The following is a 23,398-nucleotide window of genomic DNA, read 5'->3' as shown; positions in this document are numbered from 1 at the left end:
AAAATATGTGCCCACTGGAGTTCCTTGTGGGAGCTGGCTTGCCAGCGATGGGGCCTGACCGGTCACCCGAGAAACCACCCGGTTTCAAACCTGCGACACCCCGCCACGCCACGACCTTGGTCGACACTGACTAACCGCCGCACTCATGCGAGACTGTCCGCCCGGGCAGGATTGCCGGGGAGTCTTTTGTCGGGAGTGTTGCATGTCGCTGTCCACCGGGCTGATCGCCGCCGTCGCCCTGGCCTATATGGCCATCATGTTCGCCATCGCCTTCTATGGCGACCGTCGCAGCACGCCGTTGCCGCCGCGGATGCGCGCGTGGGTATACAGCCTGTCGCTGGCGGTTTATTGCACCAGTTGGACGTTCTTCGGCGCCGTCGGCCAAGCCGCCGAACAGCTGTGGTCATTCCTGCCGATCTACCTCGGGCCGATCCTCTTGTTGCTGGGCGCGCCTTGGGTCCTGCAGAAAATGGTGATGATCAGCAAACAGGAAAACATCACCTCGATTGCCGACTTCATCGCCGCGCGCTACGGCAAATCGCAATCGCTGGCAGTGGTGGTGGCGCTGATCTGTCTGGTCGGCGTTCTCCCTTATATCGCTCTGCAACTCAAAGGCATCGTCCTCGGTGTAAACCTGTTGATCGGCGCCGGTGCCGACGCCATGGGCACCCGCGCACAGGACACCGCGCTGATCGTGTCGCTGGTGCTGGCGCTGTTCACCATCGTCTTCGGTACGCGCAACCTCGACGCCACCGAGCACCACCGCGGCATGGTGCTGGCGATTGCCTTTGAATCACTGGTCAAGCTGTTCGCCTTTCTTGCTGTCGGCGCCTTCGTCACCTTTGGCCTGTATGACGGTTTCGACGACCTGTACAATCAGGCCATGCTCGCGCCACGACTGGAGCAATACTGGAAAGAAACCATCAACTGGCCGTCGATGGTGGTGCAAACGGGTGTGGCGATGATGGCGATCATCTGCCTGCCACGACAGTTTCATGTCACGGTGGTGGAGAACATCGACCCGCAAGACCTGCGCCTGGCCAAATGGGTGTTCCCGGCTTATCTGGCGCTGGCCGCGCTGTTCGTGGTGCCGATCGCCCTCGCCGGGCAGATGATGCTGCCGAGCCACGTACTCCCGGACTCGTTCGTGATCAGCCTGCCACTGGCCCAGGCCCATCCGGCCCTGGCGTTGCTGGCGTTCATCGGTGGTGCGTCAGCGGCCACCGGTATGGTGATTGTGGCCAGTGTGGCGCTGTCGACCATGGTTTCCAACGACATGCTCTTGCCGTGGTTGCTGCGCCGTAACAACGCCGAGCGCCCGTTCGAAGTGTTCCGCCAGTGGATGCTCTCGGTGCGCCGCGTGAGCATCGTGCTGATTCTGTTGCTGGCCTACGTCAGTTACCGCTTGCTCGGCTCCACCGCAAGCCTCGCAACCATCGGCCAGATCGCCTTCGCCGCCGTCACCCAACTGGCCCCGGCGATGCTCGGCGCGCTGTACTGGAAGCAGGCCAACCGTCGCGGGGTTTTCGCCGGTCTGGCCGCCGGTACGTTCCTCTGGTTCTACACGCTGATCCTGCCGATTGCCGCCCACAGTCTCGGCTGGTCGCTGAGCACGTTCCCGGGCCTTTCGTGGCTGCACAGTAACCCGCTGAACCTGCCGATCACCCCGCTGACCCAAGGCGTGGTGCTGTCACTGGCGGGCAACTTCACGCTGTTTGCATGGGTCTCGGTTTTGTCGCGCACGCGGGTCTCGGAACACTGGCAGGCCGGGCGCTTCATCGGCCAGGAAATCAGTGCTCGGCCGAGTGCGCGCTCGATGCTCGCGGTGCAGATTGATGATTTGCTGCAACTGGCGGCACGCTTTGTCGGTGAAGAGCGCGCGCGACAGAGCTTCATTCGTTTCGCTTACCGCCAGGGCAAGGGCTTCAACCCGAACCAGAATGCTGACGGCGAATGGATCGCCCACACCGAACGCCTGCTGGCCGGCGTGCTTGGTGCTTCTTCGACGCGCGCGGTAGTAAAAGCCGCCATCGAAGGTCGGGAAATGCAGTTGGAGGACGTCGTCCGTATCGCTGACGAAGCCTCGGAAGTCCTGCAATTCAACCGCGCCTTGCTGCAAGGCGCGATCGAAAACATTACCCAGGGCATCAGCGTGGTCGACCAGTCGCTGAAACTGGTGGCATGGAACCGGCGTTATCTGGAGTTGTTCAACTACCCGGACGGTTTGATCAGCGTCGGCCGGCCGATTGCCGACATCATTCGCTACAACGCCGAACGCGGCTTGTGCGGCCCCGGCGAGGCGGAAGTCCACGTTGCCCGGCGGCTGCACTGGATGCGTCAGGGCCGTGCGCACACCTCCGAACGCTTGTTCCCCAACGGCCGGGTGATCGAGCTGATCGGCAATCCGATGCCCGGCGGCGGCTTCGTCATGAGTTTCACCGACATCACCGCGTTCCGCGAAGCCGAGCAGGCGCTGACCGAGGCCAACGAAGGTTTGGAGCAACGGGTCAGCGAGCGCACCCAAGAGCTGTCGCAGCTCAACGTTGCACTGACTGAAGCCAAGGGCCATGCCGAGGCCGCGAATCAGTCGAAAACCCGTTTCCTCGCCGCCGTCAGCCATGACCTGATGCAGCCGCTGAACGCCGCGCGCCTGTTCTCTGCCGCCCTGTCCCATCAGGACGACGGCTTGAGCAGCGAAGCGCAGAAACTGGTGCAACACCTCGACAGTTCGCTGCGTTCGGCAGAAGACTTGATCAGCGACCTGCTGGATATTTCCCGGCTGGAAAACGGCAAGATCAACCCCGATCGCAAGCCGTTCGCGGTCAACGAGCTGTTCGACACCCTCGGCGCCGAATTCAAGGCGCTGGCGCAGGAACAAGGGCTGACGTTCCGGGTGCGCGGCAGTCATTTGCGCATCGACAGTGACATCAAGCTGCTGCGACGGATCTTGCAGAACTTCCTGACCAATGCGTTTCGCTACGCCAAAGGCCCGGTGCTGCTGGGCGTACGCCGTCGCGGCAGTGAACTGTGTCTGGAAGTGTGGGATCGCGGACCGGGGATTCCGGAAGACAAGCAACAGGTGATTTTCGAGGAATTCAAACGCCTCGACAGCCATCAGACCCGCGCCGAAAAAGGCCTTGGCCTGGGCCTGGCGATTGCCGACGGTTTGTGTCGCGTGCTTGGCCATACCCTGCGCGTACGTTCGTGGCCGGGACGCGGCAGCGTGTTCAGCGTCAGCGTGCCATTGGCCCGGACGCAAGCGCTGCCGCAAAACGCCGCGGTGGAGTTGAACGGCAAGTTGCTCAGCGGCGCGCAAGTGCTGTGCATCGACAACGAAGACAGCATTCTGATTGGCATGAACAGCCTGCTCACCCGCTGGGGCTGTCAGGTGTGGACGGCGCGCAATCGCGAAGAATGCGCGGCGTTGCTCAACGATGGCGTACGACCGCAACTGGCACTGGTCGACTATCACCTCGACCACGGCGATACCGGAACCGAGCTGATGGCGTGGCTGCGCACCACGTTAGGCGAGCCGGTGCCGGGGGTGGTGATCAGTGCCGATGGCCGCCCGGAGACGGTGGCGCAGGTGCATGCGGCAGGGCTGGATTATCTGGCCAAACCGGTGAAACCGGCGGCGTTGCGGGCGTTGTTGAGTCGGTATGTGCCGCTGTAAAGCAAAAGATCGCAGCCTGCGGCAGCTCCTACATGGGATTTGCATTCATCCTGTAGGAGCTGCCGCAGGCTGCGATCTTTTGCTCTTCACTCTGGCAGTTCGACCAGCCCGTCGACATCGGTCATCGCCCGTTCCAACAAGTCCGCCGGCAGACTCTTGCTCGCCCGCGCACCGAGCAGTTTGAGCTGTTCACTGCGGCTGACCAGGTTACCGCGCCCTTCCGTGAGTTTGTTGCGCGCCGAGCTGTAGGCCTTGTCCAGCTGTTGCAGGCGATTGCCGACTTCGTCCAGATCCTGAATGAACAGCACGAATTTGTCGTACAGCCAGCCGGCACGCTCGGCAATTTCCCGGGCGTTCTGGCTCTGCCGTTCCTGCTTCCACAGGCTGTCGATCACCCGTAACGTCGCCAGCAACGTGGTTGGGCTGACGATCACGATGTTGCGGTCGAACGCCTCCTGAAACAGCGTCGGCTCAGCTTGTAGAGCGGCGGAAAATGCCGCTTCGATCGGCACGAACAGCAAGACGAAATCGAGGCTGTGCAGGCCTTCCAGACGCTTGTAATCCTTGCCGGCCAGGCCTTTGACGTGACTGCGCAGCGACAGCACGTGCTGCTTGATCGCGATCTGGCCGAGGGTGTCGTCTTCAGCGGCGACGTACTGCTGATACGCCGTGAGGCTGACCTTGGAGTCGACCACCACCTGCTTGTCGCCCGGCAGGTAAATGATCACGTCCGGCTGGAAGCGCTCGCCGTCCGGCCCCTTGAGGTTGACCTGGGTCTGGTACTCGCGACCCTTCTCCAGACCGGCGTGTTCCAGCACCCGCTCAAGAATCAACTCACCCCAGTTGCCTTGGGTTTTCTGGCCTTTAAGGGCGCGGGTCAGGTTGGTCGCTTCGTCACTCAGACGCAGGTTCAATTGCTGCAGACGCTCCAGCTCTTTGGCCAGCGAAAAGCGCTCGCGGGCTTCGGCCTGATAACTCTCTTCCACGCGTTTTTCGAAGGACTGGATGCGCTCTTTCAGCGGATCGAGCAACTGGCCGAGACGCTGTTGACTGGTCTCGGCAAAGCGCTGTTCACGCTCATCGAAGATCTTTCCTGCCAGCTCGGCGAACTGCGCGCGCAACTCATCGCGCGAGCCTTGCAGGTCGCTGAGACGTTGTTGATGGCTTTCCTGTTGCTCGCGCAGTTCGGCGTTCAGCGAAGCGGTCTGAGCGTCGAGGCGGCGCAATTCGGCCTCTTTGTTGGCACGCTCGATGTTCCAGGCGTGGGACGCGTCACGGGCGTCATCGCGTTCCATCTGCAACAACTCGACTTCGCGGCGCAGAGCCGCCAACTCCGCCTGCCTGGCGGCATTGGCCTGGCCGAGGTCGACGATTTCATCGCGGCTGGCCTCCAACTGCACGTTAAGCCCGTCCTGCGCCAGTTGCGCCATGGCCAGGCGCTCTTCGAGCAAGGCGACCTCGGCTTGCCGATCGCTGGCCCGCCGCTGCAGTTGCCAGGCCAGCGCCAGCAGCGGTAATCCCGCGCCCGCCAGACCGAGCAACACGCTGGTCAAGTCCATAGCCATAGCCACTCCTGCCGATCCGATAAAGCCTGAAGGTTAACCAAGGCGTGGGGTGTTGGACAGCTCAGTCTTCGAGCAGACCGAGTTCCCGTTGTGCACGACGGTCGCCGGCGCGAGCGGCCTGGCGCAGCAGATCCTGGCCGATGCGCCGATCCCGGGCATTGCCGCACTCGCGGCACATCAATTGGCCGAGGCGACTTTGCGCCGCGACTACGCCTTCGCGTGCCGGTTGCTTGAGCAGACGCCCCGCCAGATGCTTGGCATTACGGCTATCGCCCAGCCGCGGGCTGTCGAGCAGCCATTCGGCCACACGCACGGAAAATCGCTTGGGAGAGGTAACACGAGGGTGTTCGGAGGTAACAGAGTCTGATACTGAGCGAAACTTCATAAAACACTGTGGGACAGATCGGAAGGCGCGCCACTCTACTCTCTTTTTCGTACAGGTAAAGTCGAAAAAAACCCGGCACGCCCGTGCTAGAGCAAGCGCTAGGGACAATCCACAGAAGCTGTGGATAACTCAGTGGACAACCGCTCCCGAACTCGCGCAAAGCCTTGTGGAATGGGGCTCGCAGTCAAACTGACGATTTTTTCACCAACAAAAAAAGACGATATTTTTCATTGACTTAAACTTTTGATGCAGGCAGCCACCGGGGTCAGGATTGATATGACGGTGAGGTTACCGTCTGCGCAACTAATGTGCACAAGTACCTGTTACCCGGTTATATCGATGCGCTTTTTCGGGTCGTTTTGCACCCTGAGCAGTGGATAAGCGGGTTGGCGATGGGCATGGCTGCACGCTTTTGTGGCGACGGACGGCTTCTTCGCGAGCAGGCTCGCTCCCACATTCGGTCCCTGTTCTCCTGTGGGAGTGAGCCTGCTCGCGAAAGGGCCAGCCCTGTCACCCACGATCCGCGCCACCGACCGAAATCTTTTTTGCCGCAGGGTTTGCATTGTCCAGGACGTTCCGTTACTATCCGCGGCGTTAGTACCAAGCTGAAAGTCAATTCCGGTCGAACACATCCCCACGGTCAACCTTCTTCCCAGAAGCCCTTCACCGAAAAAAGCGGGAACGACCCCTCGATGGTTTCCAGGTAAATCTTGCGCCAGCACAGCCTTTGAATGAATGCAAAGGGTGCTGCGAAGACCACTTACTCTGACCGAACCAACCTGCAAATTGATCAGGATCTTCACCCCGGGCCCAGAACCTCTGCCCTCGATGTGTTGCCTGTCCTCCTAAGTACCTACCTGCCAGCCCAAGCGCGCCAACTTATCAGCGCTTCAAACTGGCTGCTTTGTTCCAGTCGGGTTCTTTGTTCGACCAATGGTGGTCGACATTACTGGAACGTTTTAACGTTGCACGGTTCTTATCCGTGTCATTTGTAGGAACACCTAATAACTATGTCTACTCAAATCCAGACTCAGGATGCCATTCGCACCCTAACCAACGCTTTTGCCCCAATGAACTGCCTGATCATGGCCGCTCGCAAAGGCTGCTTCAGCTTCACCGTGGTCAATGAACACGGAATCGCCCGCCACAGCGAGCGTCTGTACCCCGATCAATACTCCAGCGCCGAGCCGCTGCAGGCCATTATTGATCGTACGCGTCAGGCCTTGATTGCCTGAGGGCCGAAAAGGCTGCAAAAGCAAAAGCCCCGCACATAATGCGGGGCTTTTTATTGCCTGATGTTTCGCTTTTAGCTTTTGACGTCTAAGCACCATCGGATATAACGCGACTGACCCAGCGCCGGAAATATTTTAAAAACAGGCCTTTACGACGTGAATATGACACTACACTTCAACTCAAGCGGCTTGATCCGCTTTCGGCGAGCCTGAGTCGATCCACCGCTGCCAAGGCCCCTTCAGGTTTCGCCGCCCCATTACAAGAATCGAGGGCATTATGGGTATCGCTGCCAGCGAACTGTGTCGCTACGTGATCCGTCCCACATTGATTTATCTGGGGCGTCACTGCGCAACCGCCGAATCCCTGCTGCTGGGAATCGCCGCCAGCCAGTCCGCCCTCGGCTCCGCCCTGCATGACCGCCGTGGCCACGGCCTTTACCGGATAGCCGAGCATCGCCACCAAGCCCTTTGGGATCACTACCTGGCTCTGGATCCGGAGCGCGCGAGCCTTGTTCGCGGTCTCGCCAGCCAGCATGCTTTTCTTAGCGGCCCGCACCTGGAATTGACCGTCAATCTGCGTTACGCCACCGCCATCGCCTGGCTGCTGGTAGAAGAACAACACCCCACCCTCCCCGCCCCGGGCGATCTGCTGGGCATGGCGCGAATCTGGCGTCAGACCTTCCAGCCGCAAGGCCGTCTGCGCGACTTCACCTACGCCTGGCAAACCTGTGTTTCACCGGTGAATCAGGTCGCGTGTTGACTGGCAAGTTTTAGAAGATCGCTCAACAGGTCGCGAATCTGGTCGGATTGTCCTACAAAACCGCTCTAAATCAAGGCATAGGGACTATAGCGCTGGAACGAAAATGTTGGTAATTTTCGCCCCGGTGATCACCAGGAGTTCTAATAATGAAAAAAGTCATGCTCAAAACCACCCTTAGCCTCGCCGTTACCATGGCATCCACCCAGATCTTCGCAGCTGGCTTTGCCATCAACGAACACAGCATCAGCGGGATGGGTACTGGTTACGCTGGGCGATCCTCTTCTGCCGACGACGCAAGCACTGTTTATGGCAACCCTGCCGGCATGTCGCGCCTCACGCGCGAACAAGTCACCGGCGGTGTTGCATTCCTCGATGCCAAGACCGATATCAGCGACGCCAGCTCCAGCCCTAACGGCGGCAGCAACAAAGGCGACATGGTGCCCTTCACCTCCGTACCTATGGGCTTCTACGTCAAACCGATCGATGAGCACTGGGCATTCGGCCTCGGCGTTTACGTGCCGTTCGGCCTGATTACCGACTATGAAAAAGGCTTTGGCGGCCGTTACTTCGGCAGCAAGTCCGAAGTACAAGTCATCACTTTCCAGCCAACTGTCAGCTACAAGTTTAACGACGTGGTGTCGATCGGTTTTGGTCCGACCATCAACCGCATCGACGGCACGCTGGAATCCAACCTGTCGATCACCCAGGCCGCGCCGGACGGCAAGGTCAAGATCAAGGGTGACGATACCGCGCTGGGCTACAACATCGGCGTGCTGGTACAGGCCACCGACACCACGCGTCTGGGTCTGACCTACCACTCGAAAGTCGACTACAAGCTCGAAGGCAACACCAAGGTCAATTACAGCGTGTTGGGCGCAGTCGGTCTGGGCGCCGAGCAGAAGTACGACGCTTCGCTGAAGATCACCACGCCTGAATCGGTGGACTTCTCGGTCACTCAGGCGATCAATGATCGCTGGAACGTCTACGCCGGTTCGACCTGGACCCGCTGGAGCCAGCTGAAGAAGATCACCGTTGAAAACTCCGGCGTCCAGCCGCTGCTGGCCGGTCAGTTCGGCGAGATCACTGAAGAGCAGAACTGGCACGACTCCTGGGCTTACGCCGTGGGTACTTCGTACCAACTGAACAAGGAATGGGTACTGCGTACCGGTCTGACCTTCGACCAGTCGCCGACCAACAACGTCGACCGCTCGCCACGCATCCCTACTGGCGACCGCACAATCTTCAGCATCGGTGCCGGCTGGAGCCCGACCGAAGACCTGACCATCGACGTGGCTTACTCGTACCTGAAAGAAGAGTCGGTCAAGGTCCACAACCAGAACGATCGTGGCCAGACCTACGACGCCAAGTATGAAAACTCGGCAAACGGTTTCGGTGTTGGCGCTACTTACCGCTTCTGATGCTGCACGGCGAGGCTAAACCCTCGCCCACAGAAAAGCCCCGCTCTCTTTGCAGAAAGCGGGGCTTTTTTGTGCCTGAGATTTACAACCTGTAGGAGCTGTCGAGTGAAACGAGGCTGCGATCTTTTGATCTTGTTTTTTAAGATCAAAAGATCGCAGCGTTCCGCAGCTCCTACAGGGTCATGGTTGCAGTGGTTTTGAGGCGATGGCCTTTTCAACTGCCGCAATAAACTCTGGATCATCCGGTTTGGTCAGGCTGGAGAAATTGGCAATCACCTTGCCTTGCCGGTCGATCACGTACTTGTAGAAATTCCACTTCGGCGCACTGCTCTGTTCGGCCAGCACCTTGAACAGGTGAGTCGCATCGTCGCCACGGACCTTCTGCGGTTCGGTCATGGTGAACGTCACGCCGTAGTTGGCGTAGCAGACCTTGGCGGTTTCGGCGCTGTCCTTGGACTCCTGCTTGAAGTCATTGGAGGGCACGCCGAGCATTTCCAGGCCTTGCGCCTTGTAATGCTGATTGAGCGCTTCGAGGCCCTCGAACTGGGGGGCGAAGCCACAGAAACTGGCGGTATTGACCACCACCAGCGGCTTGCCGGCGTAGCGCTGGCACAGATCGACGGATTCCTTGGCGCGCAACTTGGGCAACGAACCTTGCAGCGCCTCCGGGCAATCAGCCGCCTGGGCCAGTCCGGTCAACGCCATCAGCAACGCGGGTACAGCACACCAGCGCATGAGCATGTCGGGCATCCTTTGAGCAGTCATCAGACTCCCGACGTTACTCGTCATCCAAGCCTACAAGCAAGCGCCCATGCCCAACTGCATCAACGCCAGGCCGCCCTGATGCCAGCCCCACCACACCAGCGCCAGCAACAGGGCACCGAGTGCAGTGAAAGCAATTCGTGGCCAGGAGCGCTTCATACGGCGCCGACAGTCGGCTGCAGACGCGCCACCGGACGCTCGCGTACCGGCCAGTTCAGCGCGGCCGCCAGCAGGCTCAAAAGAATCGCCACTTGCCAGATCAAGTCATAACTCCCGGTACGGTCATACACCACGCCACCCAGCCAGCCGCCGAGGAACGAGCCAAGCTGATGAAAGAGGAACACGATGCCGCCGAGCATGGACAGATTGCGCACACCAAACAAGGTCGCCACCGTGCCGTTGGTCAACGGCACCGTCGACAGCCACAGGAAGCCCATGGCCATGCCGAACAGGTACGCCGACGTCGTCGTCACCGGCAGCCACAGGAACAGCACGATCACCACCGCACGCAGCAGGTACAACGCCGTCAGCAGACGCGGCTTGGACATGCGTCCGCCGAGCCAGCCAGCGGTATAAGTGCCAAAGATATTGAACAGACCGATCAGCGCCAGCACCGTGGTGCCGACGGTTGCCGGCAGATGTTGATCAACCAGATAGGCCGGCAGATGCACACCGATGAACACCACCTGAAAGCCGCAGACGAAAAAGCCGAATGCCAACAGCCAGAACCCCGAGTGCGAACAGGCTTCGCGTAACGCTTCGGACAGGCTCTGTTCATGGCCCAGCACCGGCAGCGGCTTGTCCTTGAGCATGCTCACCAGCGGCACGATCAGCGCCACCAGCAGGCCCAGCACCAGCAACGCCGCCGACCAGCCGAGCCAGCCGATCAAACCCAGTGTGCCCGGCAACATCGCAAATTGACCAAAGGAGCCGGCGGCACTCGCAATGCCCATGCCCATGCTGCGCTTTTCCGGCGGCACCGCACGCCCGACCACGCCGAGGATCACCGAAAACGAGGTGCCGGACAGGCCGATACCGATCAATAGACCCGCACTCAGCGACAAGGTCAGCGCCGAATCGGACAGCCCCATGCACACCAGGCCCGCGGCATACAGCACGCCGCCGACCAGCACCACTTTCGCCGCACCGAAACGGTCAGCCAGCGCGCCAGTAAACGGCTGCGCCAGGCCCCAGATCAGATTCTGCAAGGCAATGGCGAAGGCGAACACTTCGCGCCCCCAGCCGAACTGCGCACTCATCGGCGACAGGAACAGACCGAAGCCGTGTCGCACGCCCAATGACAACGCCAGAATCAGCGCACTTCCCAGCAACACCCAACCGCACGTACGCCACATCGATGTCATTGTTATTCTCCGTTCGCGGGTATATACCCGCTTAAATCCGGAAAAACCGGCCTTCAGGCCAGTTCATCCAACAGTCGCAGCAAGGTTTCACGCTTCTCGGCGCCCAGGCGATCGATCAATCGCTGTTGCGCCGCTTCCCAGGCCGGTAGCGCCGCCGCGAGGCGCTGTGCACCGGTTTCGGTGAGCCGGACGATGCGGTTGCGCATGTCCTCGCCCTCGGCCAGCGCCACCAGGCCCTCACCTTCGAGTACCCGCAGATTGCGCCCCAAAGTGCTGCGATCCAGACCCATGGCTTCGGCCAGTTCCGAGATGCTCGGTTGATCCAGACGCTGCAGATTGCACAGCAAAGAATACTGGGCAACGTTGATCCCGAAGCCGTCGAGAGCGCCGTCATAATGCCTGCTGACGCCACGAGCGGCGCGACGCAGGTTGGTGCACAAACACTGAGAAGGAAGCATGATGCGTGTATATACCCGCGACTGTGTTAAATCAAGTTACACATGAGTTTATCAATAAGGATTGTGGCGTCTGACACATCCCCATCGCTGGCAAGCCAGCTCCCACAGTTTTTTGCAAGTGTTCAAAAAATCTGCAAACGCCTCAATACCTGTGGGAGCTGGCTTGCCAGCGATGAGGTCCGAACAGGCAACAGACACCTGTCAGACCAACACCACCCCAACCAGCACCGCCATCTCCAGCAATTCCAGCAACGCCCCCGCCGTATCGCCCGTGGTCCCGCCCAACCGCCGAATCATCACCTGCCGCAGCCAGACAAACCCGACGAACGCGACAACCAGCGCAACAATCGCTTTCACCCCGGCAATCAGCAAACAGGCCAGCGCACTCGCCCCAAGCACCCACCAACCGGCCCTGCGCGGCAAATGATCAGCCAACGCCTGCCCCAGACCTCCCGCGCGCACATACGGCGTGGTCAGAAACAGCCCCAGCAACGCCGCGCGCCCCAGCAGCGGCACGATGATCAACATCACCGCGTGCCCTTGCTCGACCAGCGCCAGCAACGCGCAAAACTTCAGCAGCAACACCAACAACAGTGTCACCACGGCAATCGGCCCGCTGCGCGGATCCTTCATGATCGTCAGCGTGCGCTCGCGATCACCGAAACCACCAAGCCAGGCATCAGCGCTGTCAGCCAGACCATCCAGATGCAGCGCGCCGCTGAGCAGCACCCACACCGTCAGCAGCAACGCCGCATGCAACAACAGCGGCGCGCCGGCCAATACCAGGTTGAATACCCAGAGGATCACCCCGAACAGCAGCCCCACCAACGGATAAAACAACAGCGAACGCCCGAGCTGTTGCGGCTCCGGCATCCCCGGCAGACGAATCGGCAAGCTGCTGAGAAATTGCAGGGCGATCCACAGTGGCAGCATCTCAGTGACCTTCCTTGAGCACGCCATCGGCCTCGACGCTGAGCGCGAACAGCGAAGCATGCGCGACTTCGACATTGAGCAACTGCTCACGTGGCAAACCTCGCGCCTGCGCCAGCAACAGACGCATCACGCCGCCATGACTGATCAACAAAACGCGTTCACCGGCATAGGCCTGATGCAAACGCGCAACCGCGCCCAGCACGCGCGCCGCAAAATCAATGACCGGCTCACCCTGCGGCGGCGTGAACGCATACGGATCGGCCCAGAACAACCCCAGCGCCTCGGCATCGGTCTCCATCAGTGCCGCTGCGCTCTGCCCTTCCCAGGCACCGAAATGCAGTTCCTGCAGGTCCTTGTCCAACTGCACCGGCAGATTCAGTTGCTCGCCCAGCTCTGCAGCGAACCGCGCGCAACGCTGCAGCGGCGAACTGATCAAGCGATCCCACGGCCCGCCCGCCAGCACCGCCGCACGCATCTGCGCCCAACCCTTTTCCGTGAGCGCATCATCGAGGCTACCGCGCAATCCGCCGCCCAGCTCCGTCTCACCGTGGCGCAGCAGGTCCAGACGCAACGTCATGCCGGACGATCCGCCACCGCCGCTTCGGCGAACGTCGCCATCTGCCCGTGCAGGTCGCAAGCCAGGCGCAACAGCGGCACAGCCAACGCTGCCCCGCTGCCCTCGCCCAGTCGCAAACCGAGTTCCAGCAGCGGTTCGGCGTGGAGGGTTTCCAACACATGACGATGGCCCGGCTCGGCGCCACGATGGCCGAACAGCAACCACTCGCGGCAGGCCGGATTCAGCCGCACCGCGACCAACGCGGCGACCGTGCAGATAAAGCCGTCGACCAGCACCGCCACGCCTTCCTGCGCACAAGCCAGGTACGCGCCGACCAGTGCGGCGATTTCAAAACCGCCGAGGTTGAACAGGGTTTGCAGCGCATCGCCACGTTGCGCCGCGTGCAGCGCCAGTGCGCGCTCGATCACTTGTGCTTTATGGCTGACGCCTTCGGCGTTCAACCCGGTGCCGGGACCGGTCAGGTGCGCCACCGGGCAATCGAGCAAGGCACACGCCAGTGCACTGGCGGCAGTGGTGTTGCCGATGCCCATTTCGCCACCGATGAACAACTGTGCGCCCGCCGCTTTGGCGCGCAGCACGCTGTCACGACCGGCCTGCAAGGCGAGTTCGCCCTGCGCTTGGGTCATCGCCGCGCCCTTCGCGAAATTCGCCGTGCCCGGGCCGATGTTAAGGTGGCGCACGCCCGGCAGGTTCAACGATGGCGTTACCGTACCCAGATCGACCACCTCCAATTGCGCATCAAGCTGGCGCGCCAGCACGCTGATCGCCGCACCGCCGCTGACAAAGTTGAGCAACATCTGCCCGGTGACTTCCTGCGGGAACGCGGAAACGCCTTCCGCGACCACCCCGTGATCACCGGCGAAAATCGCGATCCAGACTTGCTTAAGGGTCGGCTTGATCTGTCCCTGCAATCCGGCCAGTTGCACCGCCACGCTTTCGAGGCGACCGAGGGAACCGGCCGGTTTGGTCAGTTGCTGTTGGCGCGCCGCCGCCTGTTCAACGATCTCGGCATTCACGGATTGGCACGGGTTCAACCACCACGCTTGAGTCATAACGCAGGTCCTTTCAGGGTCAGGGGCAGGCCGGCGACGGTCAGGACTACTCGCTGACAACGCTCGGCCAGAGCTTGATGCAGCCAACCGGCTTCATCGACGTAGCGGCGAGTCAATTCGCCCAGCGGCACGACACCCATTCCGGTCTCGTTGCTGACAAAAATGATTTCCCCCGGCAATGACGCCAGGCAGTTCAGCAGGGCTTCACGCTCAGCGGCGAGACGCGCGGCGTCATCGAGCATCAGCAGATTGGTCAGCCACAGCGTCAGGCAGTCGACCAGCAGGCAACGCTCGGCACTGGCGTTTTCACGCAGGACGCGGGCCAGTTGCAGCGGTTCTTCGATCAACGCCCATTCGGCCGGACGCCGGGCGCGGTGATGGGCGACGCGTTCGTTCATCTCGCCGTCCAGCGGCTGGCTGGTGGCGATGTAAGTGACCGCCAGTTGGCTGTCGCTGGCGAGTTTTTCCGCCAGGCGACTTTTGCCGGAGCGGGCGCCGCCGAGGATCAGTTGGTGCATGGGGACATCCTGAAAATTATGTGTTGAGGCCACTGGCCCCTTCGCGGGCAAGCCCGCTCCCACAGTGACCGCGGTGGCTGAAACACCTCACTCCCCTGTGGGAGCTGGCTTGCCAGCGATGGGGCCTGGGCAGGCCACTCAAATCCCGCAGAGCTGACGCAACAAATCGGTATCCAGATGCTGCTCCACCAGATCCGCCAACCGCTCGATATCGCGCTCGCGCAAGCCGTGGTAATCCACCTCCTGCACATCGCTCAACCCGGCCCAGCGCAGCAACGCGGCACTGGCTTGCGGTGATTCGAACAAGCCATGCAGATAAGTGCCGAACACCTGCCCGTCCAGACTCAGCGCGCCGTCGCAACGACCGTCATCCAGATGCACCGCCGCATTCTCCAGCGCCGGCCCCACCGTCACGCCCGCATGGATTTCATAACCACTGATCTCAGCGTTTTCCAGCGCCAGATGCCCACGGACATTGCGCAATTGCTTCTCGGCTTCCAGCGTGGTTTCGAACGCCAGCAAACCCAGTCCGGCACTGGAACCCGGCGCGCCTTCGAGACCCAGCGGATCGTGCACTTGCTCGCCGAGCATTTGCAGACCGCCGCAGATCCCCAGCAACTTGCCGCCATAGCGCAGGTGCCGATTGATCGCCGTGTCCCAGCCGCTGGCGCGCAGATACGCCAGATCGCTGCGCACGCTTTTCGAGCCCGGCAGGATGATCAGGTCGGCAGCAGGGATCGCCTGCCCCGGGCCGATGAATTGCAGATCGACCTGCGGGTGCAAACGCAGCGGATCGAAATCGGTGTGATTGCTGATGCGCGGCAGCACCGGTACCACCACTTTCAGCACTTGCTCGGCCTTGTCGGTCTGGCGCTGGTCGATGCCGTCCTCGGCTTCCAGGTGCAGATCCATCACATACGGCAGCACGCCCACCACCGGTTTGCCGGTGCGCTGTTCCAGCCAGTCGAGGCCCGGTTGCAGCAAGGCAATGTCACCGCGAAAACGGTTGATGATGAAGCCCTTGACCCGCGCCTGCTCGCTCGGCGACAGCAACTCCAGCGTGCCGACCAGATGCGCAAACACCCCGCCGCGATTGATGTCGGCGATCAGCAGCACCGGGCAATCCACCGCTTCGGCGAAGCCCATGTTGGCGATGTCTCCGGCACGCAGATTGATCTCGGCCGGCGAGCCAGCGCCTTCAACCATCACCAGCGGATAGGCCGCGCTCAGCCGCTCGTGCGACGCGAGCACCGCTTGCATGGCGATGGCTTTGTAGTCGTGATAGGCCACTGCGTTCATGCTGGTGACCGCACGGCCATGGATGATCACCTGCGCGCCGGTGTCGCTGTTGGGTTTGAGCAGCACCGGGTTCATGTCGGTGTGCGGTTCGAGATGCGCCGCTTGTGCCTGCACCGCTTGCGCCCGGCCAATCTCGCCGCCGTCGGCGGTCACCGCGCTGTTGAGCGCCATGTTCTGCGGTTTGAACGGCACCACCGCCACGCCCTGACGGGTGGCCCAGCGGCACAGCGCCGTCACTAGCGTGCTTTTACCGGCGTCGGAGGTGGTGCCTTGCACCATCAGGGTGGTCATTTCGATTCCTTGGCAAAGGCTTGCAGCGCCTGTTCGAGGCGCGCTTCTTCAGCGGCGTTGGCGGGCAGGCCAAAACGCAAACTGCTGTTGTGAGTGAAGATGCGCAGAAGGATCCCGCGTCGGGCCATGAACTCGTGCAACGCAGGCGCGTGCTCGGTGATCAGCCACTGAAACAACGCACAACCACCGTGGGGTTTGAAGCCATAGCGCTCCAGCAGCAGCGCCAGACGCTCACTGGCCTCATCGCTGCGAATACGCTGCCGAGTGTGCGCTTCGGTGTCCTGCAAACAGGCCTGACCGAGCACCCGCGTCGGTCCGCTGACTGCCCATGGCCCGACCTGCTCCGCGAGCAATCTGAGCAACTTGCGCTCGGCCAGCACAAACCCCAGACGCACCCCGGCCAGACCGAAAAACTTGCCGAAGGAGCGCAACACTATCAGGCCAACCTGATGGGTGTGCGAGGCCAGACTCAGTTGCGGCGTGTTATCCATGAACGCTTCATCGACCACCAGCCAGCCGCCGCGCTGGGCCAGCCGCGCATGCCAGTCGAGCAGCCGCGCCGGGGTCAGGCTCAGGCCGGTGGGGTTGTTCGGATTGACCACCACCAGCACGTCGAGGCTGTCGAGAAAGAACTCCACTTCCTGCTCCAGCACTTCGCGCACGATGTAACCACTGCGACGCCAGGCTTCGGCGTGCTCGGCATAACACGGCGACAACACACCGACCTTGCCGGCGCGGCGCAAACGCGGCAGCAGCTGGATCGCCATTTGCGAACCGGCCACCGGCAGCACCTGCGAGGCGCCGTAGTAATCGCACGCGGCCTGCTCCAGCCCGTCATCGGTTTCCGGCAAGCGTGCCCAGGCGCGCAACGGAATCTGCGGCACCGCAAATGGCCACGGCGCAAGGCCGCTGGACAGGTCGAGCCAGTCGGCCTCGGCAATCCCGTAATCGAGTGCAGCCTTGCGCAGCCGGCCACCGTGCTCAAGCATAGAATTCAGCCCCCACGCAGAGAATCAGCAGCCATAACCATACCCCGCGCTGGACCAATTGCCAGCCGCGATCAATCGAATCGGCATCCGCTGGCGCACCTTCGCCCAGTTGCGGACGCTCATGCAGTTCGCCGTGATAGATCGCCGGGCCGCCCAGTTCGACATTCAACGCACCGGCACCGGCCGCCATCACCGGACCGGCGTTGGGGCTGTCCCATTGCGGGCCCTGGCTGCGCCAGCATTTCCAGGCGAGCCGGGTGTTCCCCAGCAGCGCGTAGGTCAGCGCCACCAGTCGGGCCGGAATGTAGTTGAGCACGTCGTCGATTTTTGCCGCGCACCAGCCGAAGCGCTCGAAGCGTTCGTTGCGATAGCCCCACATTGCGTCGAGCGTATTGCTCAGGCGATAGAGCACCACGCCCGGCGCGCCGGCCACGACGAACCAGAACAGCGCGGCGAACACCGCGTCACTGCCGTTCTCCAGTACCGACTCGGTGGCCGCGCGCGCAACGGCGGAGCTGTCCAGTTCGCTGGTCTGGCGGCTGACCAGATAGCCAACACGCTTGCGCGCTTCTTCCAGATCATCGGCGCGCAAGGCGCAGGCTACCGGCGCGACATGCTCACCGAGGCTGCGCATGCCGAGGGCGCAATACAGCGCCAGAATCTCGACGATCCAGCCCACGTACGGCGCCCAGGAAAACGCGGTCGCGAGCAAGGTCAGCGGCAGCACCGCGATCACCCACGCGGTGACCCCGTGACTGCGCCAGCCACGTCCGCCCGCATTGAAACGGCGCTCGATGCGCCCGGCAAAATTGCCGAACGCCACCAGCGGATGCCAGCGTTTCGGTTCACCCAGCAGCGCATCCAGCGCGACCGCGGCGACACTCAACAACGCCACACTCATTGACTCACTCCCCAATAATTTTCGTACAGCAACTCATTGAGCGGCCGCGCCTGCGCCCACCCTTCGAGTACCAGCATCGGCGCCGGATAGAATGCCTTGACCGGCCCCAGGCACAACACCGCCAATGGCTTGGCCCCGGCCGGCAGCTGCAGCAGATCGGCCAGCGCCTGCGGTTCGAACAGCGACACCCAGCCCATGCCCAGCCCCTCGGCACGGGACGCCAGCCACAGATTCTGAATCGCGCAGGACAGCGAGGCCATGTCCATTTCCGGCAGCGTACGACGGCCGAAAATATGTTTTTCGCGATCGTCCATCAGCGCCGCGACCAGCACTTCGGCACAGTCGTTGATGCCTTCAACCTTGAGCTTCATGAACTCATCAGAGCGCTCGCCGAGGGCTTCGGCGGTACGCACACGTTCTTCTTCGACGAGGTTCTGGATCTGCCCGCGCAAGGCGCGATCGCTGATGCGGATAAAGCGCCACGGCTGCATCAGACCGACGCTGGGCGCCTGATGCGCGGCTTCGAGCAGACGGCGCAGCAGCTCCGGCTCGACCGTGCCGCCGGTGAAGTGGCGCATGTCGCGGCGTTCGGCGATGGCTCGGTAGACGGCTGCGCGTTCGGCCTCGGAATAGGCGTTGTCGGTCATGGCCCCATCGCTGGCAAGCCAGCTCCCACAGGGGATCGCGTTTCTTCAGGCATGACACCGGCCACTGTGGGAGCTGGCTTGCCAGCGAAGGCGGCCTTGATATCTGGCGCAAACAATGCAGCAATCGCCGTGGGATTCGACGGAAAGTAAAAATGCACGTACGACGCCGTCATCCGCCCTTCCCGATAAACCGCCTCCGCCCCGCGCCCGCCATTCGGGCTGATGCCCCGGGCAATCGGCGTCAGCTCGGTGCTGGTCAGGGAATGGTGATAGGTGTGGCCGCGCAACGAACCTTCTGGCAAATCCACCGCTTGCAGTGCCAGTGCCGCCAGACGTTTTTGCATCACTGCCTCACCGCGCAGCAGCCCGACCAGTTCGGCGCGGGTGCCTTCGACATCGGTCAACGCGTCGAGCAGATAGAGCATGCCGCCGCACTCGGCAAGCAGCGGTTTGCCGGCAGCGTGGTGCGCGCGAATCGCATCCAGCATCACAGTATTTTGCGCCAGCGCGACATGGTGCAATTCCGGGTAACCACCGGGCAGATACAGACTGTCGGCGTCGGGCAACTGCGTATCGCGGATCGGCGAGAAGAAACTCAACTCGGCGCCCATCGCCCGCAGCAGATCGAGACTGGCGCCGTAGGTGAAGGCAAAGGCCTCATCGCGAGCGACGGCGATGCGCACGCCGTCGAGCAGCGGTTCGGCAGGGATCACTTCAGGCGCGGCGAATGCCACGGCCGGTGGCAGCGCTACCTCGCAACTGCTGGCCAACGCTTCGGCGGCCGCGTCGAGACGCAGGTCCAGATCATTCAATTCGCTGGCCTGCACCAGACCGAGATGGCGGCTCGGCAACTCGATCCCGGTTTCCCGCGACAGCGCGCCGTACCAGCGCAAACCTTCGGTGAGGCTGCCTTCGAGCAATTGCGCATGACGCAAGGTGCCGACGCGGTTGGCCAGCACGCCGGCGAATGGCAGGTCCGGCTGATAACGCGCCAGCCCCAGCGCCAGGGCACCGAAAGTCTGGGCCATGGCGGTACCATCGATCACACCAAGCACCGGCACACCAAAATGGCGCGCCAGATCAGCGCTGGACGGCGTGCCGTCGAACAGGCCCATCACGCCTTCGATCAGGATCAGATCGGCTTCGGCGGCGGCTTCCCACAACAGGCGGCGGCTTTCCTGCTCGCCAACCATCCACATGTCCAGTTGATACACCGGCGCACCGCTGGCGCGCTCGAGAATCATCGGGTCGAGGAAGTCCGGGCCGCATTTGAACACGCGCACCTTGCGCCCCTGATTGCGATGCAAGCGAGCGAGCGCGGCGGTGACGGTGGTCTTGCCCTGACCGGAGGCCGGCGCGGCGATCAACACCGCCGGGCAGTGACGTGGTTGATTCAAAGTTCGACGCCTTTCTGCGCTTTGATGCCGGCCTGGAAGGCGTGCTTGAGCATGCCCATTTCGGTGACGGTGTCGCCCATTTCGATCATTTCCGGCTTGGCCGCGCGGCCGGTGACGATCACGTGCTGCATCGGCGGACGCGCCTGCAGGTCGCTGAGCACTCGATCCAGATCGAGGTAGCCGTGTTTCAGGGCGATGTTCAGTTCATCCAGCACCACCAGGCCGATCGACGGATCGCGCAGCAGCTCGCGGGACACTGCCCACGCAGCTTCGGCGGCGGCGATGTCACGTTGGCGATCCTGGGTTTCCCAGGTGAAGCCCTCGCCCATCACGTGAAAGCGCACTTGCTCGGGGAAGCGGCGGAAGAACAACTCTTCGCCAGTGCTGTTGCGGCCCTTGATAAATTGCACCACGCCGCACTGCATGCCGTGACCCATGGCACGGGCAAGCATGCCGAACGCCGAGCTGCTTTTGCCTTTGCCATTGCCGGTCAACACCAGCACCAGGCCGCACTCGTCAGGGGAATTGGCGATGCGTTCGTCGATCACGGCTTTTTTGCGCTGCATACGCGCCAGATGGCGTTCGTCGCGCTCGGGGGAATCGGTCATGGGGAGCTCTCCGTTGAGGCTGGATAACGGCGGGCAGGCACAAGAACAGACGGCAAAAAGCCTGGCATCGCCCACCGTGATGCCGCTGGATGGATCAGGCCGGTCTCCGGGCTCATGAGCGGCGAATCGCCTGACTGCGCGCCTTCCCGCGTCGGTCGACACAGTGGCTCAATGCGCAGTTTTCACTCATTTACCGTTGCGGGGGCAGCGCCGGGATCGTGATCGTTCTTCACCTGAAGACAACCCTCACCGGCTTCCCTGTTTCACTCTGTCGACACGCGTCACAGAGCACCTGAAACAAGCCGCGAAGGTTAGAGGGTTGGGGGTGGAGCGTCAATTAAAGAGGGGGCCGTCGGGCGAATAACTGCCACCGATCAATTATCTGACGCCAATCTTGTGCCACACTGAGACAAGTGATATCAAAGAGCCATGCTTTTGATTGAAAAAGCACACCACAACAATAAGGATGATGACGATGCAAGGCATGATCATCAGCAACCCGCGCCTGGAATTCCTGCGCCCGGTGCTTGAACGCTGGTTTGACTGTATTGACCGTTACAACGCGGTACGCGGTGACAACGACACGCCCTACTGGCATGACGAGAAAGCCAATCTCGGCTTGCTCTCCGCTGCGGCATGGATGGCCGAGCTGGTTACCCTCTGCGATACCACCACCCGCAAGCAGAACGAGGACGGGGAGCGCAATGCCCGCGCCGACCTGTTCATCGCCGGCGCCGAAGACCGCGCCTACCTTCAGGCCACCCAGCGCTGGCCGCGGGTCAACAACCTCAACCTGACTCAGGCCCTGCTGGACATCACCAGCGATGCCAAACGCATCAGCTTCGCCAGTGACCTCAAACTCGGCTGTCTGTTCGTCGCCCCGCAGAAGGCTCAGCACAGCGCCAGCCCGGAAGAACTGCAGGACATGGTCGACGACCTGCAAAAGGAACACTGCTGCGCCGTGGCCTGGTATTTCCCCTACGCCTACCGCAAATTGCGCAGCGAAGCGGGTAACTATCACCCGGGCATCGCCGTGCTGTTCAAAGAGGCCCGTGGTTGAACGGTTGAACCATCGGGTGCGCAGGGTTCTCTATGATTAAGCATGCATTCATAGGGAAGATCAGCAATGCGCAAAACCCGACTCGCTCTCGTCATCGCTCTCGCCGGAGGGCTCACCGCCTGCGGTGAATCCTCCAGCCTGCAAGTTTCCGACGGCACCGGACCGTCACCGAAACTGCCTGAACCGAACAAAACCCTGATCCCGACGGTGAACATCGCCCCAGCGGTCGGCTGGCCTGCAGGTGGCAAACCGACCGCCGCAGCCGGTACGCAAGTGGCTGCATTTGCCGAAGGCCTCGATCACCCACGCTGGCTCTACGTGCTGCCCAACGGTGACGTATTGGTGGCGGAAACCAACGCGCCGCCCAAGCCGGATGACAGCAGCGGTATTCGCGGCTGGGTGATGAAGAAAGTCATGGGCAAAGCCGGTGCCGGCGTGCCGAGCCCGAACCGCATCACCCTGCTGCGCGACGCCGATCACGACGGCGTGGCCGAGACCCGCACGGTATTTCTGCAGAACCTCAACTCGCCATTCGGCATGACCCTGGTCGGCAACGATTTGTACGTCGCTGACACTGATCGCCTGCTGCGCTTCCACTACGAACCCGGTGCAACGGAGATCAAGACACAGCCGATCAAGGTTACCGATCTGCCGGGCGGTACGCTGAACCATCACTGGACCAAGAACGTCATCGCCAGCAAGGACGGCAGCAAGCTGTATGTCACCGTCGGCTCGAACAGCAACGTCGGCGAGAATGGTCTGGATAAAGAGGAAGGTCGCGCCGCGATCTGGGAAGTGGATCGCGCCACCGGCAATCACCGGATCTTCGCCTCAGGCATTCGTAACCCCAACGGCCTGGCGTGGGAACCCACCACAGGCGCGCTGTGGACAGCAGTCAACGAACGTGACGAAATCGGCAGCGACCTGGTGCCGGACTACATCACCTCGGTCAAGGACGGTGGCTTCTATGGCTGGCCTTTCAGCTATTACGGCCAGCACGTGGATGTCCGGGTGAAGCCGCAGAATCTGGATCTGGTGGCCAAGGCCATCGCTCCGGACTATGCCGTCGGCCCGCACACCGCGTCACTGGGCCTGACCTTCGCCGACGGCAACAACTTGCCGGCGCAGTTCAAGGAAGGCGCGTTTATCGGCCAGCACGGCTCGTGGAACCGCAAACCGCACAGTGGCTATAAGGTGATTTTCGTACCATTCGCCGCCGGCAAGCCGAACGGAGCACCGGTGGATGTACTGACCGGCTTCCTCGACAAGGACGAGAACGCATTGGGCCGCCCGGTTGGCGTGGTGATTGACCAGCAAGGTGGTTTGCTGGTGGCCGATGATGTGGGGAACAAGGTGTGGCGGGTGTCGGCCGCCAAGTAACTTTGGCCCACCACAAAACAGCTGTGGGAGCGAGCCTGCTCGCGAATGCGGAGTGTCAGCCTCCATCGAGTTGACTGATACACCGCTTTCGCGAGCAGGCTCGCTTGTATGTTTAGACTTGAAGGGGTG

22 protein-coding genes and 1 riboswitch are annotated in these 23,398 nt (G+C 61.8%); of the genes, 6 read left to right on the top strand and 16 right to left on the bottom strand.

Translation table 11 applies throughout. The features are described 5' to 3' along the window. Positions 1 to 202 precede the first annotated feature (202 nt). Complete coding sequence (locus B1722_RS26995) at positions 203 to 3,673, top strand: PAS domain-containing hybrid sensor histidine kinase/response regulator (RefSeq protein WP_041074315.1); 3,471 nt, start codon at positions 203 to 205, stop codon at positions 3,671 to 3,673. Between the two features lie 86 nt (positions 3,674 to 3,759). Here B1722_RS26995 and rmuC read toward each other — a convergent pair whose 3' ends face one another. Together rmuC and B1722_RS26985 are read right to left on the bottom strand one after the other, a co-directional pair. Continuing rightward, positions 3,760 to 5,124: a DNA recombination protein RmuC gene (gene rmuC / locus B1722_RS26990; protein WP_174377333.1), complete on the bottom strand. Its 1,365-nt coding sequence runs from the start codon at positions 5,122 to 5,124 to the stop codon at positions 3,760 to 3,762. A 175-nt stretch (positions 5,125 to 5,299) separates the two neighbouring features. After that, positions 5,300 to 5,623, bottom strand: coding sequence for a sel1 repeat family protein (locus B1722_RS26985; RefSeq protein WP_084234297.1), 324 nt, complete (start codon positions 5,621 to 5,623; stop codon positions 5,300 to 5,302). Between the two features lie 1,010 nt (positions 5,624 to 6,633). Here B1722_RS26985 and B1722_RS26975 point away from each other — a divergent pair. The 3 genes from B1722_RS26975 to B1722_RS26965 all read left to right on the top strand — a co-directional run bounded on the left by B1722_RS26975 (position 6,634) and on the right by B1722_RS26965 (position 9,033). Next, complete coding sequence (locus tag B1722_RS26975; protein ID WP_007962908.1) at positions 6,634 to 6,858, top strand: hypothetical protein; 225 nt, start codon at positions 6,634 to 6,636, stop codon at positions 6,856 to 6,858. A 274-nt stretch (positions 6,859 to 7,132) separates the two neighbouring features. Next, on the top strand, positions 7,133 to 7,615 hold the full coding sequence (locus B1722_RS26970) for a hypothetical protein (protein ID WP_041074321.1): 483 nt from the start codon (positions 7,133 to 7,135) through the stop codon (positions 7,613 to 7,615). Between the two features lie 146 nt (positions 7,616 to 7,761). After that, on the top strand, positions 7,762 to 9,033 hold the full coding sequence (locus B1722_RS26965; RefSeq protein WP_086794935.1) for an OmpP1/FadL family transporter: 1,272 nt from the start codon (positions 7,762 to 7,764) through the stop codon (positions 9,031 to 9,033). Positions 9,034 to 9,213: 180 nt separating this feature from the next. Here B1722_RS26965 and B1722_RS26960 read toward each other — a convergent pair whose 3' ends face one another. The 14 genes from B1722_RS26960 to cobO form a co-directional block, all read right to left on the bottom strand. Further along, positions 9,214 to 9,774, bottom strand: coding sequence for a glutathione peroxidase (locus B1722_RS26960; protein ID WP_041074325.1), 561 nt, complete (start codon positions 9,772 to 9,774; stop codon positions 9,214 to 9,216). 54 nt (positions 9,775 to 9,828) lie between these two features. Then, positions 9,829 to 9,954, bottom strand: a complete 126-nt coding sequence (locus B1722_RS29970; RefSeq protein WP_256198942.1) for a hypothetical protein — start codon at positions 9,952 to 9,954, stop codon at positions 9,829 to 9,831. Beyond that, on the bottom strand, positions 9,951 to 11,159 hold the full coding sequence (locus tag B1722_RS26955; RefSeq protein WP_041074326.1) for an MFS transporter: 1,209 nt from the start codon (positions 11,157 to 11,159) through the stop codon (positions 9,951 to 9,953). The genes B1722_RS29970 and B1722_RS26955 overlap by 4 nt, the downstream gene beginning before the upstream one ends. Positions 11,160 to 11,212: 53 nt before the next feature. After that, the gene (locus B1722_RS26950) at positions 11,213 to 11,617 is read right to left on the bottom strand and encodes a MarR family winged helix-turn-helix transcriptional regulator (RefSeq protein ID WP_007950413.1); all 405 of its coding nucleotides are present in this window, start codon (positions 11,615 to 11,617) and stop codon (positions 11,213 to 11,215) included. A 201-nt stretch (positions 11,618 to 11,818) separates the two neighbouring features. Further along, entirely contained in the window at positions 11,819 to 12,550 is a 732-nt protein-coding gene (locus B1722_RS26945) for an adenosylcobinamide-GDP ribazoletransferase (protein WP_041074328.1), read from the bottom strand. Position 12,551: 1 nt separating this feature from the next. After that, positions 12,552 to 13,127 carry an alpha-ribazole phosphatase family protein gene (gene cobC / locus B1722_RS26940; protein WP_041074330.1) on the bottom strand — a complete coding sequence of 192 codons (576 nt, stop codon included), beginning with the start codon at positions 13,125 to 13,127 and terminating at the stop codon, positions 12,552 to 12,554. Beyond that, positions 13,124 to 14,179, bottom strand: coding sequence for a nicotinate-nucleotide--dimethylbenzimidazole phosphoribosyltransferase (cobT, locus tag B1722_RS26935; protein WP_086794934.1), 1,056 nt, complete (start codon positions 14,177 to 14,179; stop codon positions 13,124 to 13,126). Before cobT ends, cobC begins: the two co-directional genes overlap by 4 nt. Continuing rightward, positions 14,176 to 14,697, bottom strand: a complete 522-nt coding sequence (gene cobU / locus B1722_RS26930; RefSeq protein WP_041074334.1) for a bifunctional adenosylcobinamide kinase/adenosylcobinamide-phosphate guanylyltransferase — start codon at positions 14,695 to 14,697, stop codon at positions 14,176 to 14,178. The genes cobT and cobU overlap by 4 nt, the downstream gene beginning before the upstream one ends. 138 nt (positions 14,698 to 14,835) lie before the next feature. Next, the gene (locus tag B1722_RS26925; RefSeq protein WP_086794933.1) at positions 14,836 to 16,287 is read right to left on the bottom strand and encodes a cobyric acid synthase; all 1,452 of its coding nucleotides are present in this window, start codon (positions 16,285 to 16,287) and stop codon (positions 14,836 to 14,838) included. Next, entirely contained in the window at positions 16,284 to 17,276 is a 993-nt protein-coding gene (cobD, locus tag B1722_RS26920) for a threonine-phosphate decarboxylase CobD (protein WP_041074338.1), read from the bottom strand. The genes B1722_RS26925 and cobD overlap by 4 nt, the downstream gene beginning before the upstream one ends. After that, complete coding sequence (cbiB, locus tag B1722_RS26915) at positions 17,269 to 18,177, bottom strand: adenosylcobinamide-phosphate synthase CbiB (protein ID WP_086794932.1); 909 nt, start codon at positions 18,175 to 18,177, stop codon at positions 17,269 to 17,271. The genes cobD and cbiB overlap by 8 nt, the downstream gene beginning before the upstream one ends. After that, complete coding sequence (bluB, locus tag B1722_RS26910) at positions 18,174 to 18,824, bottom strand: 5,6-dimethylbenzimidazole synthase (protein ID WP_086794931.1); 651 nt, start codon at positions 18,822 to 18,824, stop codon at positions 18,174 to 18,176. The genes cbiB and bluB overlap by 4 nt, the downstream gene beginning before the upstream one ends. After that, a complete protein-coding gene (locus B1722_RS26905) occupies positions 18,821 to 20,221 on the bottom strand; it encodes a cobyrinate a,c-diamide synthase (RefSeq protein ID WP_086794930.1) in 1,401 nt (466 codons plus the stop codon). Before B1722_RS26905 ends, bluB begins: the two co-directional genes overlap by 4 nt. Next, positions 20,218 to 20,829, bottom strand: coding sequence for a cob(I)yrinic acid a,c-diamide adenosyltransferase (gene cobO, locus B1722_RS26900; protein ID WP_041074346.1), 612 nt, complete (start codon positions 20,827 to 20,829; stop codon positions 20,218 to 20,220). Before cobO ends, B1722_RS26905 begins: the two co-directional genes overlap by 4 nt. A 79-nt stretch (positions 20,830 to 20,908) precedes the next feature. Further along, positions 20,909 to 21,140, bottom strand: a riboswitch (cobalamin riboswitch). 164 nt (positions 21,141 to 21,304) lie between these two features. Here cobO and B1722_RS26895 point away from each other — a divergent pair. Both B1722_RS26895 and B1722_RS26890 read left to right on the top strand, forming a co-directional pair. After that, complete coding sequence (locus B1722_RS26895) at positions 21,305 to 21,889, top strand: hypothetical protein (protein ID WP_041074348.1); 585 nt, start codon at positions 21,305 to 21,307, stop codon at positions 21,887 to 21,889. A gap of 66 nt (positions 21,890 to 21,955) precedes the next feature. Further along, positions 21,956 to 23,269 carry a sorbosone dehydrogenase family protein gene (locus B1722_RS26890; RefSeq protein ID WP_086794929.1) on the top strand — a complete coding sequence of 438 codons (1,314 nt, stop codon included), beginning with the start codon at positions 21,956 to 21,958 and terminating at the stop codon, positions 23,267 to 23,269. The last annotated feature ends 129 nt before the right edge of the window (positions 23,270 to 23,398 follow it).

Origin of the sequence: Pseudomonas sp. SCPG-7 (assembly GCF_002156405.1) — a bacterium.
Lineage (GTDB): Bacteria > Pseudomonadota > Gammaproteobacteria > Pseudomonadales > Pseudomonadaceae > Aquipseudomonas > Aquipseudomonas parakoreensis.
This window is presented reverse-complemented; position numbering and strand designations above follow the sequence as displayed.

Excerpts from the sequence above, each read along its gene's own strand:
- B1722_RS26995 (WP_041074315.1), top strand. The coding sequence starts at position 203 with ATGTCGCTGTCCACCGGGCTGATCGCCGCCGTCGCCCTGGCCTATATG.
- B1722_RS26985 (WP_084234297.1), bottom strand. The coding sequence starts at position 5,623 with ATGAAGTTTCGCTCAGTATCAGACTCTGTTACCTCCGAACACCCTCGT.
- B1722_RS26975 (WP_007962908.1), top strand. The coding sequence starts at position 6,634 with ATGTCTACTCAAATCCAGACTCAGGATGCCATTCGCACCCTAACCAAC.
- B1722_RS26970 (WP_041074321.1), top strand. The coding sequence starts at position 7,133 with ATGGGTATCGCTGCCAGCGAACTGTGTCGCTACGTGATCCGTCCCACA.
- B1722_RS26965 (WP_086794935.1), top strand. The coding sequence starts at position 7,762 with ATGAAAAAAGTCATGCTCAAAACCACCCTTAGCCTCGCCGTTACCATG.
- B1722_RS26960 (WP_041074325.1), bottom strand. The coding sequence starts at position 9,774 with ATGCTCATGCGCTGGTGTGCTGTACCCGCGTTGCTGATGGCGTTGACC.
- B1722_RS29970 (WP_256198942.1), bottom strand. The coding sequence starts at position 9,954 with ATGAAGCGCTCCTGGCCACGAATTGCTTTCACTGCACTCGGTGCCCTG.
- B1722_RS26955 (WP_041074326.1), bottom strand. The coding sequence starts at position 11,159 with ATGACATCGATGTGGCGTACGTGCGGTTGGGTGTTGCTGGGAAGTGCG.
- B1722_RS26950 (WP_007950413.1), bottom strand. The coding sequence starts at position 11,617 with ATGCTTCCTTCTCAGTGTTTGTGCACCAACCTGCGTCGCGCCGCTCGT.
- B1722_RS26945 (WP_041074328.1), bottom strand. The coding sequence starts at position 12,550 with ATGCTGCCACTGTGGATCGCCCTGCAATTTCTCAGCAGCTTGCCGATT.
- cobC (WP_041074330.1), bottom strand. The coding sequence starts at position 13,127 with ATGACGTTGCGTCTGGACCTGCTGCGCCACGGTGAGACGGAGCTGGGC.
- cobT (WP_086794934.1), bottom strand. The coding sequence starts at position 14,179 with ATGACTCAAGCGTGGTGGTTGAACCCGTGCCAATCCGTGAATGCCGAG.
- cobU (WP_041074334.1), bottom strand. The coding sequence starts at position 14,697 with ATGCACCAACTGATCCTCGGCGGCGCCCGCTCCGGCAAAAGTCGCCTG.
- B1722_RS26925 (WP_086794933.1), bottom strand. The coding sequence starts at position 16,287 with ATGACCACCCTGATGGTGCAAGGCACCACCTCCGACGCCGGTAAAAGC.
- cobD (WP_041074338.1), bottom strand. The coding sequence starts at position 17,276 with ATGCTTGAGCACGGTGGCCGGCTGCGCAAGGCTGCACTCGATTACGGG.
- cbiB (WP_086794932.1), bottom strand. The coding sequence starts at position 18,177 with ATGAGTGTGGCGTTGTTGAGTGTCGCCGCGGTCGCGCTGGATGCGCTG.
- bluB (WP_086794931.1), bottom strand. The coding sequence starts at position 18,824 with ATGACCGACAACGCCTATTCCGAGGCCGAACGCGCAGCCGTCTACCGA.
- cobO (WP_041074346.1), bottom strand. The coding sequence starts at position 20,829 with ATGACCGATTCCCCCGAGCGCGACGAACGCCATCTGGCGCGTATGCAG.
- B1722_RS26895 (WP_041074348.1), top strand. The coding sequence starts at position 21,305 with ATGCAAGGCATGATCATCAGCAACCCGCGCCTGGAATTCCTGCGCCCG.
- B1722_RS26890 (WP_086794929.1), top strand. The coding sequence starts at position 21,956 with ATGCGCAAAACCCGACTCGCTCTCGTCATCGCTCTCGCCGGAGGGCTC.